At 64.3% G+C, this 14,042-nt stretch carries 10 protein-coding genes; 2 read left to right on the forward strand and 8 right to left on the reverse strand.

Annotated features, from left to right (window positions below; genetic code table 11):
* Window position 1 precedes the first annotated feature (1 nt).
* From BMY68_RS05945 to BMY68_RS05965, 5 genes are all read right to left on the reverse strand, one after another.
* Window positions 2-961, reverse strand: a complete 960-nt coding sequence (locus BMY68_RS05945) for an AAA family ATPase (RefSeq protein WP_007925774.1) — start codon at window positions 959-961, stop codon at window positions 2-4.
* A gap of 250 nt (window positions 962-1,211) precedes the next feature.
* On the reverse strand, window positions 1,212-2,552 hold the full coding sequence (locus BMY68_RS05950; protein WP_085531049.1) for an MFS transporter: 1,341 nt from the start codon (window positions 2,550-2,552) through the stop codon (window positions 1,212-1,214).
* 63 nt (window positions 2,553-2,615) lie between these two features.
* Entirely contained in the window at window positions 2,616-3,809 is a 1,194-nt protein-coding gene (gene lhgO / locus BMY68_RS05955; protein ID WP_085531047.1) for an L-2-hydroxyglutarate oxidase, read from the reverse strand.
* Between the two features lie 114 nt (window positions 3,810-3,923).
* A complete protein-coding gene (locus BMY68_RS05960) occupies window positions 3,924-4,634 on the reverse strand; it encodes a FadR/GntR family transcriptional regulator (protein ID WP_007925785.1) in 711 nt (236 codons plus the stop codon).
* 151 nt (window positions 4,635-4,785) lie between these two features.
* Complete coding sequence (locus BMY68_RS05965; RefSeq protein ID WP_085531045.1) at window positions 4,786-5,139, reverse strand: hypothetical protein; 354 nt, start codon at window positions 5,137-5,139, stop codon at window positions 4,786-4,788.
* Window positions 5,140-5,647: 508 nt separating this feature from the next.
* Here BMY68_RS05965 and BMY68_RS05970 point away from each other — a divergent pair.
* Entirely contained in the window at window positions 5,648-10,519 is a 4,872-nt protein-coding gene (locus tag BMY68_RS05970) for an NAD-glutamate dehydrogenase (RefSeq protein ID WP_085531043.1), read from the forward strand.
* A gap of 291 nt (window positions 10,520-10,810) precedes the next feature.
* Here the strand turns inward: BMY68_RS05970 and BMY68_RS05975 are convergent, their stop codons facing one another.
* From BMY68_RS05975 to BMY68_RS05985, 3 genes are all read right to left on the reverse strand, one after another.
* Window positions 10,811-11,230 carry a cupin domain-containing protein gene (locus tag BMY68_RS05975; protein WP_085531041.1) on the reverse strand — a complete coding sequence of 140 codons (420 nt, stop codon included), beginning with the start codon at window positions 11,228-11,230 and terminating at the stop codon, window positions 10,811-10,813.
* A 97-nt stretch (window positions 11,231-11,327) separates the two neighbouring features.
* Window positions 11,328-11,609, reverse strand: a complete 282-nt coding sequence (locus BMY68_RS05980) for a putative quinol monooxygenase (RefSeq protein WP_085531039.1) — start codon at window positions 11,607-11,609, stop codon at window positions 11,328-11,330.
* 183 nt (window positions 11,610-11,792) lie between these two features.
* Window positions 11,793-13,226, reverse strand: coding sequence for a MocR-like pyridoxine biosynthesis transcription factor PdxR (locus BMY68_RS05985; protein ID WP_085531037.1), 1,434 nt, complete (start codon window positions 13,224-13,226; stop codon window positions 11,793-11,795).
* A gap of 319 nt (window positions 13,227-13,545) precedes the next feature.
* Between BMY68_RS05985 and BMY68_RS05990 the strand changes: the two genes are divergently transcribed.
* Entirely contained in the window at window positions 13,546-13,986 is a 441-nt protein-coding gene (locus BMY68_RS05990) for a carboxymuconolactone decarboxylase family protein (protein ID WP_085531035.1), read from the forward strand.
* The last annotated feature ends 56 nt before the right edge of the window (window positions 13,987-14,042 follow it).

Below are 14,042 nucleotides of genomic sequence, written 5' to 3' on the forward strand. Positions count from 1 at the left end.
GTCAAGCGACGGCTACGACGTCGAGAATCCGCTGGACCACCCGGTCCTGGTCGATGCCGGCGGCTTCTGCTTCGAAAGACAGAATGATGCGGTGGCGCAACACATCGAACAGCACCGCCTGGATGTCCTCGGGGCTGACGAAGTCGCGCCCGGCCAGCCAGGCGTGGGCCCGGGCGCAGCGGTCGAGGGCGATGGAGCCGCGCGGGCTGGCGCCATAGGCGATCCATTCGGCCATCTCCGGGTCGAACTTGGCCGGGGTGCGGGTGGCCATCACCAACTGCACCAGGTATTCCTCCACGGCGTCGGCCATGTACAGGCCGAGGATTTCCTTGCGCGCGGCGAAGATCGCCTGCTGGCTGATGCGGCGCTCGGGCTTGGTTTCGCCGTTCAGCGCTTCGCCACGGGCCTGTTGCAGGATGCGCCGCTCGACGGCGGCGTCGGGGAAGCCGATCTTGACGTGCATCAGGAAACGGTCGAGCTGGGCTTCGGGCAGCGGGTAGGTGCCTTCCTGCTCGATGGGGTTCTGCGTGGCCATCACCAGGAACAGCGGCGACAGCTCATAAGTGCTGCGGCCGACGCTGACCTGGCGCTCGCCCATGGCTTCGAGCAAGGCCGACTGGACCTTGGCCGGGGCGCGGTTGATTTCGTCGGCCAGCACCAGGTTGTGGAAGATCGGCCCTTGCTGGAACACGAAGCTGCCGGTTTCCGGGCGATAGATTTCGGTGCCGGTGATGTCGGCGGGCAACAGGTCGGGGGTGAACTGGATGCGATGGAACTGCGCTTCGATGCCTTCGGCCAACTCTTTGATGGCCTTGGTCTTGGCCAGGCCCGGGGCGCCCTCGACCAGCATGTGGCCGTCGGCGAGCAGGGCGATGAGCAAGCGCTCGATGAGTTTTTCCTGGCCGAGAATCTGCGTTGAAAGAAAGGTTCGCAGCGCGAGTAGCGCTTCACGATGTTCCATCGATGACTGTTCCTGCAGAGGGTGACCGAGGGCGTTCGAATAACGCCAGGGCTGGGGGCGTTACTTTAATCCATCCGGGCCCCCGGCGACTAACGGCACCTGGCAAATTTCTGTAAATAACCGCTAATTGCCCGCAATCGCGCAGGGTATTTCGAGGCTTGGGAGAAGGGGATGGCGGCGGGTGCCTGACGCGCCGCCCTCACGGCGGGTGCCTGACGCGCCGCCCTCACGGCGCGTCAGTGGCGGGCGCTCAGTTCTTGAAGCTGGAGTGCTTGCGGCCCTGGTCGCACAGGGCGAAGACCACCACCATCACCGCCGAGACCGCCAGGATCAACGCCACGCCGTCGGTCGAGTGAGTCGCCGAGTTGGCCACCAGGGCCAGCCCGCCCAGGGGCGCCAGGCCGCCGGCGATGGCGGTGCCGATTTCACGGCCGGTACCGAAGCCGGAAGAGCGGGTCTGGGTCGGGAACTGGCGGCTGAGGAACGAGCCCTGGGGCGCGAACATCATCGGCGCCAATACCCCGGTGCCGATGGCGATGGCCAGGTAGATCATCAGTGGCTCGCCGGTATTGAGCAGGCTCAGGAACGGATAGGCGAACAGCACCGAGCACAGCCCGCCGAGCATCAGCACCTTCTTGCTGCTCCACTTGTCGCAGAGCCAGCCGAAGCAGGGCACGGCGACTATCGCCACCAGGCTGGCGATGGTCACCGACAGCGAAGTGACATGGGCTTCGACGCCTTTGTACTGGGTCAGGTAGGCCAGGGAGAAGGTCTTGAAGATGTAGCTCAGGGCGTTGTAGCCGATGGCCACGAACAGCACCACGGCCAGGCCCTTGAGGTCGTTCTTGAACAGCAGCTTGAGGGGTGAGGCCTGGACCTTGGCACTGTCCTTTTCCTGCGCCTTGTCCAGCTTCTCGAACTGCGGGGTTTCCGGAATGCTGCGCCGTACCCACAGGCCGACGCCGACCAGGGCGATGCTGCAAACGAATGGAATGCGCCAGCCGCCGGAGAGCAGGAACTCATTGCCGTTCATGGTCAGCAGGTAGACGGTCAGCGACGACAGCAGCAGGCCCAGGTTCAGGCCCAGCGCCGGCCAGGCCCCCTGGCTGCCGCGCTTGCCTTCGCTGGCGTGCTCATAGGAGGTCACCGCCGCGCCGGACAGTTCGGCACCGGCACCCAGGCCCTGGATGATCCGCACCAGCACCAGGATGATCGGCGCCCAGATGCCGATCGAGGCATAGCTGGGAATCAGGCCGATCAGCATGGTGCACACACCCATCATGCAGAAGGTGATGACCAGCACCTGCTTGCGCCCGAACCGGTCGCCCAAATAGCCGAACAGCACGCCGCCGAAGGGCCGGGCGATAAAGCCGATGGCAAAGGTGGAGAACGCCAGCAGCGAGGCGACTTTCGGGTTGCTGGGGTCGAAGAAGATTTTCGAGAAGACGATGGCCGCCATGGTGGCGTACAGATAGAAGTCGTACCACTCCAGCATCGAGCCGAAGATGGTCGCCGCCGCGACCTTGCGCAGGCGTTTTTGTTTTTGTTGCGGCGTTTCGCATGCGGCCGGGGCCGCCTCATGGACTGACATCTGAGGATTCCTTGTTGTTTGTAGTTATTTTCAAGCGGGCGCCAGGCACCCGTGCAGCGGGGATCAACGGGCTTTGCGGATTCTCTCGGCAATCATCTGGCCGATGGGGATGGCCGAGGTCGCGGCCGGCGAGGGGGCATTGCAGACGTGGACCATGCGCGGGGTTTCGGCGAACAGGAAATCGTGCACCAGGGTGCCGTCGCGCATCACCGCCTGGGCGCGAATCCCGGCCTCATACGGCAGCAGGTCGGCGACTTCCAGGGACGGGCAGTATTTGCGGCACTGTTCCAGGTAGCCGCGCTTGAACAGCGAGTTCTTCATCTCCGTGGTGCCGGAACCGAGGTTGTTCCAGATGGTTTTCCAGAAACCGGGGAAGGTTGCGTACTCGGCCACGTCGCGCCAGTTGACGGAGAACTTGCGATAGTTTTCCCGGCCCAGGCCGAGCACGGCGTTGGGGCCGACGGTGACGCTGCCGTCGATCATCCGGGTCAGGTGCACGCCGAGAAACGGCAGCTCCGGGTCGGGAATCGGGTAGATCAGATGATTGACGATGGCGTTCTTCGCCGCCGGCAGGCGGAAGTACTCGCCGCGGAACGGGATGATCTGGTGGTCGATCCTGACCCCGGCCAGGGCCGCCAGGCGATCCGATTGCAGGCCGGCGCAGGCCACCAGCTGGCGGGCGCTCCAGACCTTGTCGTCGCTGCTGATGGTGACTTTGTCGGCGGTTTCGACGATGGTGCGCACGGTCGTTTGCAGTTGCACTTCGCCGCCGGCCTGCTGAATGACCCGGGCCATGGCTTCGCACACCTGCCGGTAGTCGACGATGCCGGTGGCATCGAGGAACAGGCCGCCGAGGCCGACGATGTTCGGTTCGCGCCGCTGCAGCTCTTGCGCATCCAGCCGTTCGACCTTCAGGCCGTTCTGCTGCGAGCGCTCGTACAAGGCATGCATGCGCTCGACTTCCAGCGGCGTGGAGGCCACCAGCAGCTTGCCGCAGACCTCGAACCTGATCCCGTGCTCGGTGCAGAAATCCTTGGTCGCCTGGGCGCCGCGCTTGCACAGGTCGGCCTTGAGGCTGCCCGGGGCGTAGTAGATGCCGGCGTGGATCACCCCGCTGTTGTGGCCGGTCTGGTGCCGGGCCAGGACGTTTTCCTTTTCCAGGATCAGCAGCGAGGCGCCGGGCTGGCGTTCGAGCAGCGCCATGGCGGTGGCGAGGCCAACGATGCCGCCGCCGATGATGCAGTAGTCGTAGATCATGCAGATGTCACCTTGGTTATTCTTGTTCGGGTCTGATCATCAGGTTGTCAGACAAATATAAACAAACAAAAGACGCCGCGCGGCAGCGTCCGTCAGGCAGTGGGTTACAGGGGTTTAATCGATACTCGGCAGGTCGATTTTCAAGCGTTTGGCCGCGGCCCGCAGGTGCGCTTCGGCGCAGGCGGCGGCCTGCTGCCGGTCACCGGCGGCGATGGCTTCGTACAGCGCCTGGTGTTCGCGGCCGGCATCGGCGGAACCGCCGACCGAATGGGCCGCCGAGTTTTCCCAGGCGGTGCGCCGCGCTTCGGCCAGCTGTCCACGAAGAAAATCATGGAAGGCGACGAAGTAGTGGTTCTTGCTGGCGTCGGCGATGGCCCGGTGGAACTCCACGTCGGCCAGGGCGGCCGCGGCCAGATCGCTGCGCTGGTCGTGCATCTCTTGCAGGGCGCTGCGCATGCGTTGCAGGTCGGCGTCGTCGCGGCGCTGGGCGGCGATGGAAGCGGCCTGGGTTTCGATCCACAGGCGCATTTCGAACATCTGCACCAGATCGGGCTTACGGCCCTTCTGGCTGGGAAAACGAAACACGCTGCCGTTAGGATTCTGTGAAATGAACGAGCCCAGCCCGCGGCGGCTGACCAGGATGCCGTCGGCCTTGAGTTGCGCCACGGCCTCGCGCACCACCGAGCGGCTGACGTTCAGTTGCTCGGTCAATTGCTGTTCGGTCGGCAGGCGCGATTCGGCGGTCAGGCGGCCGGCATCGATTTCCTTGCGGATCGCATTGACCACTCGTTCGACCAGGGTGTCGGGGCGCTGGAGCTGAAGCATGGAGGAGGGGGCTCGTAAGTCAGGTTGTCAGACAATGCCGGGGCGCCGGTTTCTTGTCAAGAAACCAGTCGCTTGCTCACAGTGGGTTGAATCAAAGCTCGTCGATCAGAGCTCGTAAATCAGAGCTCGTAAAATCGCAGAGCTCGTAAAATCAAAGCTCGCTGATATAGGTGCCGGTGCCCTTGAGGATGTTCTGCAGGGTTTGCTCGACTTCCGCCAGGTCCGTCGCCGCGGTGTTGTGCAGGATCTCCAGGTGATCGCTGCCATTGAGCGCGTCGGCGTCGGTCGCGGCGATTTCGATCAGCAGGCGGGTCGGGCCAAGGGTGACTTTCACTCCGTCCAGGGTCGAGGGCTCGCCGTCCAGGGTGATCTCCAGTTCGTCCTCGTCCGGGTAGCGGGTCATCAGGAACATCTCGCCCTGGTTGCTGTGGCAGCAGAGCATGGCCATGTTGTCTTCTTCGTCGTCGCACGGGTTGGCGATCAGGTGGGCGGTGGTCATTTGCATGGGGCGAGTCCTGGGTCTGGCTCCGCTGGGGGAGCGGGGCGAACAAAGTGCAATTCTGCCAGCCCGGGGGAATTTCTGCTGCTTTGTGTGTCAGAGAACAGGTCACGATGGCGTCGCTGCAACTGTCCGTTTCTGGCACGACAGTCCCGTAAAGCTTCGGCGCGACCGCCGTTTTGTTCGGCGGCTGCTAGTGTTGTTCAAGGCTTGGCCCGCCAGTTGCCTGCCAATGACCGAATATGTCGCAGCACCGCAAGCAGCGCTCTTGCCGCACTCGTTAAGCTGCGCAACGGATGAGCACCTGTAAAGGCATTGCCCGGCGCACCGCGGCAGTCGTTTTTGCAGATGCCCATCCGGGAACGGTGAATGTGACCTGAGCGTCTCATACAGCTTCACCACCCTGTCATCCTGCGACCTCTGCCCGAGATCCAGGAGCAGGATGACCGACACCCCCGCAAGGGGATTGCATGCGACGCTTTACTCAATAACAAGCCCAAGCGGAGTACCACAGATGGCGTTCTTCACCGCAGCCAGCAAGGCCGACTTCCAGCACCAACTGCAAGCGGCACTGGCGCAGCACATCAGTGAACAGGCACTGCCACAAGTGGCGCTGTTCGCTGAACAATTCTTCGGCATCATTTCTCTGGACGAACTCACCCAGCGTCGCTTGTCCGACCTGGCGGGCTGCACCCTTTCTGCCTGGCGCCTGCTTGAGCGCTTCGACCACGCGCAACCGCAAGTGCGCGTCTACAACCCCGATTACGAACGTCATGGCTGGCAGTCGACCCACACCGCGGTCGAAGTGCTGCACCATGACCTGCCGTTCCTGGTGGACTCGGTCCGCACCGAGCTGAACCGTCGCGGCTACAGCATCCACACCCTGCAGACCACCGTGCTGAGCGTGCGTCGCGGGAGCAAGAACGAGCTGCTGGAAATCCTGCCCAAGGGCACCCAGGGCGAAGGCATCCTGCAAGAGTCGCTGATGTACCTGGAGATCGACCGCTGCGCCAACACCGCCGAGCTCAATGTCCTGAGCAAGGAACTGGAGCAGGTGCTCGGCGAAGTGCGCGTCGCCGTGGCCGATTTCGAGCCGATGAAAGCCAAGGTCCAGGAACTGATCGATGGCATCGGCAACAGCCAGTTCGAGATCGACGCCGATGAAAAGGGCGAGATCAAGAGCTTCCTGGAATGGCTGGTGGGCAACCACTTCACCTTCCTCGGCTACGAAGAGTTCGTGGTGCGCGAGGACCACCACGGTGGCCATATCGAGTACGACCAGGACTCCTTCCTCGGCCTGACCAAGCTGCTGCGCGCCGGCCTCACCGTCGACGACCTGCGCATCGAAGACTACGCCGTGAACTACCTGCGCGAACCGACGCCGCTGTCGTTCGCCAAGGCCGCCCACCCAAGCCGCGTGCACCGTCCGGCCTACCCGGACTACGTGTCGATTCGCCAGATCGATGCCGACGGCAATGTGCTCAAGGAATGCCGCTTCATGGGCCTGTACACCTCGTCGGTGTACGGCGAAAGCGTGCGGGTGATTCCTTATATCCGCCGCAAGGTGGAAATCATCGAACAGCGCTCCGGCTTCCAGGCCAAGGCGCACCTGGGCAAGGAACTGGCCCAGGTCCTCGAAGTGCTGCCGCGCGACGACCTGTTCCAGACCCCGGTCGACGAGCTGTTCAACACCGTGATGTCGATCGTGCAGATCCAGGAACGCAACAAGATCCGCGTGTTCCTGCGCAAGGACCCGTACGGTCGCTTCTGCTACTGCCTGGCCTATGTGCCGCGCGACATCTATTCCACCGAAGTGCGGCAGAAGATCCAGCAGGTGCTGATGGATCGCCTGAAGGCCACCGACTGCGAATTCTGGACCTTCTTCTCCGAGTCCGTGCTGGCGCGTGTGCAACTGATTCTACGGGTCGACCCGAAGAACCGCATCGACATCGACCCGCTGCTGCTGGAAAAAGAAGTGGTGCAGGCCTGCCGCAGCTGGCAGGACGACTACGCCGCGCTGACCGTCGAAAGCTTCGGCGAAGCCCACGGCACCAACGTCCTGGCCGACTTCCCGAAAGGCTTCCCGGCCGGCTACCGCGAGCGCTTCGCCGCGCATTCGGCGGTGGTCGACATGCAGCACCTGCTGAGCCTGACCGAGGCCAACCCGCTGGTGATGAGCTTCTACCAGCCGCTGACCCAGTCCACCAGCCAGCCGCTGCTGCACTGCAAGCTGTATCACGCCGATACCCCGCTGGCGCTGTCCGACGTGCTGCCGATCCTGGAAAACCTCGGCCTGCGCGTGCTCGGCGAGTTCCCGTATCGCCTGCGTCACGCCAGCGGCCGTGAGTTCTGGATCCACGACTTCGCCTTCACCGCGGCCGAAGGCCTGAACCTGGATATCCAGCAGCTCAACGACACCCTGCAGGACGCCTTCGTCCACATCGTGCGTGGCGATGCCGAGAACGATGCGTTCAACCGCCTGGTGCTGACCGCCGGCCTGCCATGGCGCGACGTCGCGCTGCTGCGTGCCTATGCCCGTTACCTGAAGCAGATCCGCCTGGGCTTCGACCTGGGCTACATCGCCAGCACCCTGAACAACCACACCGATATCGCCCGCGAGCTAACCCGGTTGTTCAAGACCCGCTTCTACCTGGCGCGCAAGCTCGGCAGCGATGACCTGGAAGACAAGCAGCAACGCCTGGAGCACGCGATCCTCAGCGCCCTGGACGATGTCCAGGTGCTCAACGAAGACCGCATCCTGCGTCGCTACCTGGACCTGATCAAGGCCACCCTGCGGACCAACTTCTACCAGACCGACGCCAACGGCCATAACAAGTCGTACTTCAGCTTCAAGTTCAACCCGCACTTGATTCCCGAGCTGCCCAAGCCGGTGCCGAAGTTCGAAATCTTCGTCTACTCGCCGCGCGTCGAAGGCGTGCACCTGCGCTTCGGCAACGTTGCCCGTGGCGGCCTGCGCTGGTCCGACCGCGAAGAAGACTTCCGTACCGAAGTCCTCGGCCTGGTAAAGGCCCAGCAAGTGAAGAACTCGGTGATCGTGCCGGTGGGCGCCAAGGGCGGCTTCCTGCCGCGTCGCCTGCCATTGGGCGGCAGCCGGGACGAGATCGCGGCCGAAGGCATCGCCTGCTACCGCATCTTCATCTCCGGCCTGCTGGACATCACCGACAACCTGAAGGACGGCGTCCTGGTGCCGCCGGCCAACGTCGTGCGCCATGACGACGATGACCCGTACCTGGTGGTGGCGGCGGACAAGGGCACCGCGACCTTCTCCGACATCGCCAACGGCATCGCCATCGACTACGGCTTCTGGCTGGGCGATGCGTTCGCTTCCGGCGGTTCCGCCGGTTACGACCACAAGAAGATGGGCATCACCGCCAAGGGCGCGTGGGTCGGCGTGCAGCGCCACTTCCGCGAGCGCGGCATCAATGTCCAGCAAGACAGCATCACAGTGGTGGGCGTCGGTGACATGGCCGGCGACGTGTTCGGCAACGGCTTGCTGATGTCCGACAAGCTGCAGCTGGTCGCGGCCTTCAACCATATGCACATCTTCATCGACCCGAATCCGGACCCGGCCACCAGCTTCGCCGAGCGCCAGCGCATGTTCGACCTGCCGCGTTCGGCCTGGAGCGACTACGACACCAGCATCATGTCCGAAGGCGGCGGCATCTTCTCGCGCAGCGCGAAGAGCATCGCCATTTCGCCGCAGATGAAAGAACGCTTCGACATCCAGGCTGACAAGCTGACCCCGACCGAGCTGCTCAACGCCTTGCTCAAGGCGCCGGTGGACCTGTTGTGGAACGGCGGTATCGGTACCTACGTCAAGGCCAGCACGGAAAGCCATGCCGACGTGGGCGACAAGGCCAACGATGCACTGCGCGTGAACGGTAACGAGCTGCGCTGCAAGGTGGTGGGCGAGGGCGGCAACCTCGGCATGACCCAACTGGGGCGTGTGGAGTTCGGCCTCAATGGCGGCGGTTCCAACACCGACTTCATCGACAACGCCGGTGGCGTGGACTGCTCCGACCACGAAGTGAACATCAAGATCCTGCTCAACGAAGTGGTGCAGGCCGGCGACATGACCGACAAGCAGCGTAACCAGCTGCTGGCGAGCATGACCGACGAAGTCGGTGGCCTGGTGTTGGGCAACAACTACAAGCAGACCCAGGCCCTGTCCCTGGCGGCCCGTCGCGCCTTCGCGCGGATCGCCGAGTACAAGCGCCTGATGAGCGACCTGGAAGGCCGTGGCAAGCTGGACCGCGCCATCGAGTTCCTGCCGTCGGAAGAGCAGCTCAACGAGCGCGTCGCCGCCGGCCACGGCCTGACCCGTCCGGAATTGTCGGTGCTGATCTCCTACAGCAAGATCGACCTCAAGGAACAGCTGCTGGGTTCCCTGGTGCCGGACGACGACTACCTGACCCGCGACATGGAAACCGCGTTCCCGCCGACCCTGGTCAGCAAGTTCGCCGAAGCCATGCGCCGCCACCGCCTCAAGCGCGAGATCGTCAGCACCCAGATCGCCAACGACCTGGTCAACCACATGGGCATCACCTTCGTGCAACGCCTGAAGGAGTCCACTGGCATGAGCCCGGCCAACGTGGCGGGCGCCTATGTGATCGTGCGCGACATCTTCCATCTCCCGCACTGGTTCCGCCAGATCGAAGCCCTGGATCACCAGGTCTCGGCCCAGGTGCAGCTGGAGCTGATGGACGAGCTGATGCGCCTTGGCCGTCGCGCCACCCGCTGGTTCCTGCGCAGCCGTCGCAACGAGCAGGATGCCGCCCGTGACGTCGCGCACTTCGGTCCGCACCTGGCGGCGCTGGGCCTCAAGCTCGACGAACTGCTGGAAGGCCCGACCCGCGAAGGCTGGCAGACCCGCTACACCGCCTACGTCGAAGCCGGCGTGCCTGAGCTGTTGGCGCGCATGGTGGCAGGTACTACCCACCTGTACACCCTGTTGCCGATCATCGAGGCCGCGGATGTCACCGGGCACGACGCCGCCGATGTGGCCAAGGCCTACTTCGCCGTGGGCAGCGCCCTGGACCTGCCGTGGTACCTGCAGCAGATCAGCGATCTGCCGGTGGCCAACAACTGGCAGGCCCAGGCACGCGAAGCCTTCCGCGACGACGTGGACTGGCAGCAGCGGGCGATCACCATCTCGGTCCTGCAAATGGCCGATGCGCCGCAAGACATGGAAGCCCGCGTGGCCCTGTGGCTTGAGCAGAACCAGAGCATGGTCGAGCGCTGGCGCGCGATGCTGGTGGAAATCCGTGCCGCCAGCGGCACCGACTACGCCATGTACGCGGTGGCCAACCGCGAGTTGCTGGACCTGGCCATGAGCGGTCAATCGGGCCTTGTAGCAGCGGCCTGATCGAGCGGTAAATGAAAAAGCCCCGTATCGCGAGATACGGGGCTTTTTTATGACCTCAAGAAATGCTGTAGCCGCTGCCGCAGGCTGCGATCGAGCGGAACGCTCGCAAGGGGCTCAAGGTCCTGCGGCAGCGGCTACAAAAAATGCCGCTTCTGTAGGAGCGAAGCTTGCTCGCGATGACGCCAGAACAGGCAACGCAATTTCCCAAGCCAAGCCGATGAAAAAAGGCGCCTGGCCGCTGTGCGGATCGCAGGCAAGCCTCGCTCCTACGGAGTATCTCCAGCCAGGCGCTTACTGCTTCAACGGCGTCAGCACCTCATCCTTGGCGTCCTTGAGCATGAACACCAGCAGCCTGGCGGGTTTGCTGGCGCTGGCGTTGGCCGATACCGGGTGCTGCGAGCCCGCCGGTTCGTACCAGGATTCGCCTGCCTTGTAGGTGATAGCCGGTTCGTCGTTGACCCGCGAGGTGATCTCGCCTTCGAGCACATAGGCCAGGGCCGCGCCCTTGTGCATGTGCGGCACCGTGGCCTGGCCCGGTGCGTAGTCGACGGTGAGCATCAGCGCGGTCTTGCCCGGCAGGTTGTTCAGGGCATGTTCCTGCAGGATCCTGGTTTTTTCCTGGCCGTACTCTGGGTCATGGGCGACGGCGCCCAGAGAGGTGAGCAGGGTCAGGCCGGCGAGGGCGCAGGTCAGGGCAGCGAGGGGCTTCATGGTCGGTTTCTCCGGTGCGAAAGGGGCCGGCTCAAGGTAAGCCCGCTGGCGCGACCGGCCTATAACCAATCCCGGCAAAGAAGCGCAGACCAATGCCTCAGTGTTCGAAGTCGAGGGCGCAGGCCAGGCGGCGGTCCAGCAGGTCGATGAAACCCTGGGCCGCCGGCAGATGGAAATGCGCCTGCATCTCGGTTGCCGAGCGCCACTGGCCGCGCACGGTCCAGCGCTGCGGGTCCGCTGTGTTGCACTGGGCGCTGTACGCCAGGCAACCGGGAGCCTCGCGCAGGGCGGCGAGAAGCGTGGTCAACTGCTGGCCAAGCTCCTCCGAACGGCCCTGGGCGGCCCTGATCTGCACGATATTGATGGCTGGACTGGACATCTAGAACCCTCCACGAGTCCTGTAGCCGCTGCCGCAGGCTGCGATCGGCTTGGGCGGCACTCCGACGGAGCAGGTGCAGAATCTCAAGATCGCAGTTGCAGTCACGGCGTTTGCTGGAGGCTCAGAATAGGGCCGCAAGATTGCAACAAAAATAACCAATCCCCGGGAAAAGCCCGGGGCCAATCAGGCGATCTGTTGCAGGATGTCGCGCACCTTGTCCAGGGCCGGGTCGATGTCCAGGGTCTCGATGGCGCCAAAGCCGATGAACAGCCCGTCCCTGGCCGGCTCCTGATAATAGAAGCCGTGCAGCGGGTAGAGCCCGACCTCGACCTTCTTTGCCAGCTCCAGCAACAGCGGGATATTCACCGGCACCTTGCACAGCGCCGCCATGTGGAAGCCGGCGGTGGACGGCACCGCCTGCAGCCAGGGCGAGAGGTCGCCGTTCAGGCGCTGCAGAATGCGCTCGCGGCGCCCGGCGTACACCGTGTGGCAGCGGCGGATGTGCTTGAGCAGGTAGCCCTCGGCGATGAACTTGGCCAGCGCCCATTGCGGCAGGGTCGAGGTGTGGCAGTCGGTGAGGCGCTTGGCCTTGATCACCGCGCGGAGAATCGCCGGTGGCAGCACCGCGTAGCCCAGGCGCAGTTGCGGCAGCATGGTCTTGGAGAAGGTCCCGACATAGGCCACCATGCCGCGCTTATCCAGGCTTTGCAGGGAATCGGTGGGCCGCCCCTCGTAGCGGAACTCGCTGTCGTAATCGTCCTCGATGACGATCGCCCCCAGCTCCCGCGCCCGCTCCAGCAGGGCCTCGCGGCGGGCCGGGCTCATGGGCATGCCCAGGGGGAACTGGTGGGACGGGGTGACGTAGATCAGCCGCACGCCGTCGGGAATCCGCTCGACCTGGATGCCTTCATCATCCACCGGTACGCCGATCACCGTCGCGCCCTGGGCGCTGAACAGCAGGCGCGCCGGGGTGTAGCCGGGGTCTTCCATGGCCACCAGGCTGCCGGGTTCGAGCACTACCCGGGCGATCAGGTCCAGGGCCTGTTGCGCACCGTTGCAGACTACGATGTCGGCGTCGCTGCAAACCACGCCGCGCGAGAACGAGACATGTCCGGCAATTGCATTGCGCAGCGCCGGCAGGCCTTCCGGCTGGCTGTAGAAACCGCCGCTCTGGGCGATCCGCCGCAGTGCGTCCTGGGTGCAGCGTCGCCACTCTTCCTGGGGGAACTGATTGCGGCTGGTGGCGCCGCCGATGAACTCGTAGCGCGAGGTGCCTTCCAGGGTCGGATGGCGCAGGGGCGAGGGCAGCTCGCGCCATTTTTCCAGGCTCTGCGCGCAGGCGAGGTCGGCGGCGCTCTGCTTGGGTTCGGCCTTCACCGGGCGGGCATTGACGAAGGTGCCGCGGCCGATCCGGCCGATCAGGAAATTCTCGTAGGTCAGCAGGCTGTAGGTGTCCGACACCGTCTTGCGCGAGATCCCCAGTTGCTCGGCCAGCAGGCGGCTCGGCGGCAACTGGGCGCCCGCCGCCAGCCGCCCGGATTCGATGGCGTCGCGCAGTTGCCGGTACAGCTGGTCGGCCAGGTCCTTGCGCCCGTTGATGACGACATGCAGTTCCATCGATGACATTCCAAAACGATCGGTGCCCGCCAGATTACCCGCAAGCCCGGGGTTCGTGTAGCGCCCCGGGATCGGCCTGCGGCCTTGGCGCGGACTGCGTCCGCGATCGCAGCCTGCGGCAGCGGCTACAGGGTACGACGCTGCTTCGGACCGGGCGGTGTAGCCGCTGCCGAAGGCTGCGATAAGCCCGAAGGGCTTCGGCGGTCTTGAACCTGACACTGTTCGATGGACTGCCGATAAACCCCCGGATTGGCTATAGGGGCAGGCCGACGCGGACCTTAGGCTAGGGAATACAAACACACGCTCAGGGTGACTCCCGATGGAACCCCGCCTGGACTACTACAGCGCCTCGCCGGAAGCCCTCAAGGGCCTGTTGATGTTCGAGGCACAAAACTTCGACCTGTCCATCGAGAAACCCCTGCTGGAGCTGGTCAAGATCCGCGTTTCGCAACTCAATCACTGCGCGTTCTGCGCCGACATGCACGCGGTGCAGGCGCGCCAGAACGGCGAGAGCGAACGACGCCTGTACGCCCTCGGCGTGTGGCGCGATTCGGCACTGTTCAGTTCGCGGGAGCGCTCGGCGCTGGCCTGGAGCGAGTCGGTGACCCTGTTGTCCGAGTCCGCGGTGCCGGATGCGTTGTTCCAGGCCGTGCGCGGCCAGTTCAGCGAGCGCGAGCTGGTCGACCTGACGGTCGCGGTGGCGGCGATCAACTCCTGGAACCGCCTGGCCGTGGCGTTCCGCCAACAGCCCAGCGTCTAGCCCGGATTCCTTTTCCCTCCACGCCAGCCAATGCTCGGCAAACGGCTGCTCGCGAC

This window comes from Pseudomonas sp. NFACC41-3 (genome assembly GCF_900109505.1).
Lineage (GTDB): Bacteria > Pseudomonadota > Gammaproteobacteria > Pseudomonadales > Pseudomonadaceae > Aquipseudomonas > Aquipseudomonas chlororaphis.

Bases quoted from the DNA above. Each gene is read 5' to 3' on its own strand.
- BMY68_RS05945 (WP_007925774.1), bottom strand. From the start codon at position 961: ATGGAACATCGTGAAGCGCTACTCGCGCTGCGAACCTTTCTTTCAACG.
- BMY68_RS05950 (WP_085531049.1), bottom strand. From the start codon at position 2,552: ATGTCAGTCCATGAGGCGGCCCCGGCCGCATGCGAAACGCCGCAACAA.
- lhgO (WP_085531047.1), bottom strand. From the start codon at position 3,809: ATGATCTACGACTACTGCATCATCGGCGGCGGCATCGTTGGCCTCGCC.
- BMY68_RS05960 (WP_007925785.1), bottom strand. From the start codon at position 4,634: ATGCTTCAGCTCCAGCGCCCCGACACCCTGGTCGAACGAGTGGTCAAT.
- BMY68_RS05965 (WP_085531045.1), bottom strand. From the start codon at position 5,139: ATGCAAATGACCACCGCCCACCTGATCGCCAACCCGTGCGACGACGAA.
- BMY68_RS05970 (WP_085531043.1), top strand. From the start codon at position 5,648: ATGGCGTTCTTCACCGCAGCCAGCAAGGCCGACTTCCAGCACCAACTG.
- BMY68_RS05975 (WP_085531041.1), bottom strand. From the start codon at position 11,230: ATGAAGCCCCTCGCTGCCCTGACCTGCGCCCTCGCCGGCCTGACCCTG.
- BMY68_RS05980 (WP_085531039.1), bottom strand. From the start codon at position 11,609: ATGTCCAGTCCAGCCATCAATATCGTGCAGATCAGGGCCGCCCAGGGC.
- BMY68_RS05985 (WP_085531037.1), bottom strand. From the start codon at position 13,226: ATGGAACTGCATGTCGTCATCAACGGGCGCAAGGACCTGGCCGACCAG.
- BMY68_RS05990 (WP_085531035.1), top strand. From the start codon at position 13,546: ATGGAACCCCGCCTGGACTACTACAGCGCCTCGCCGGAAGCCCTCAAG.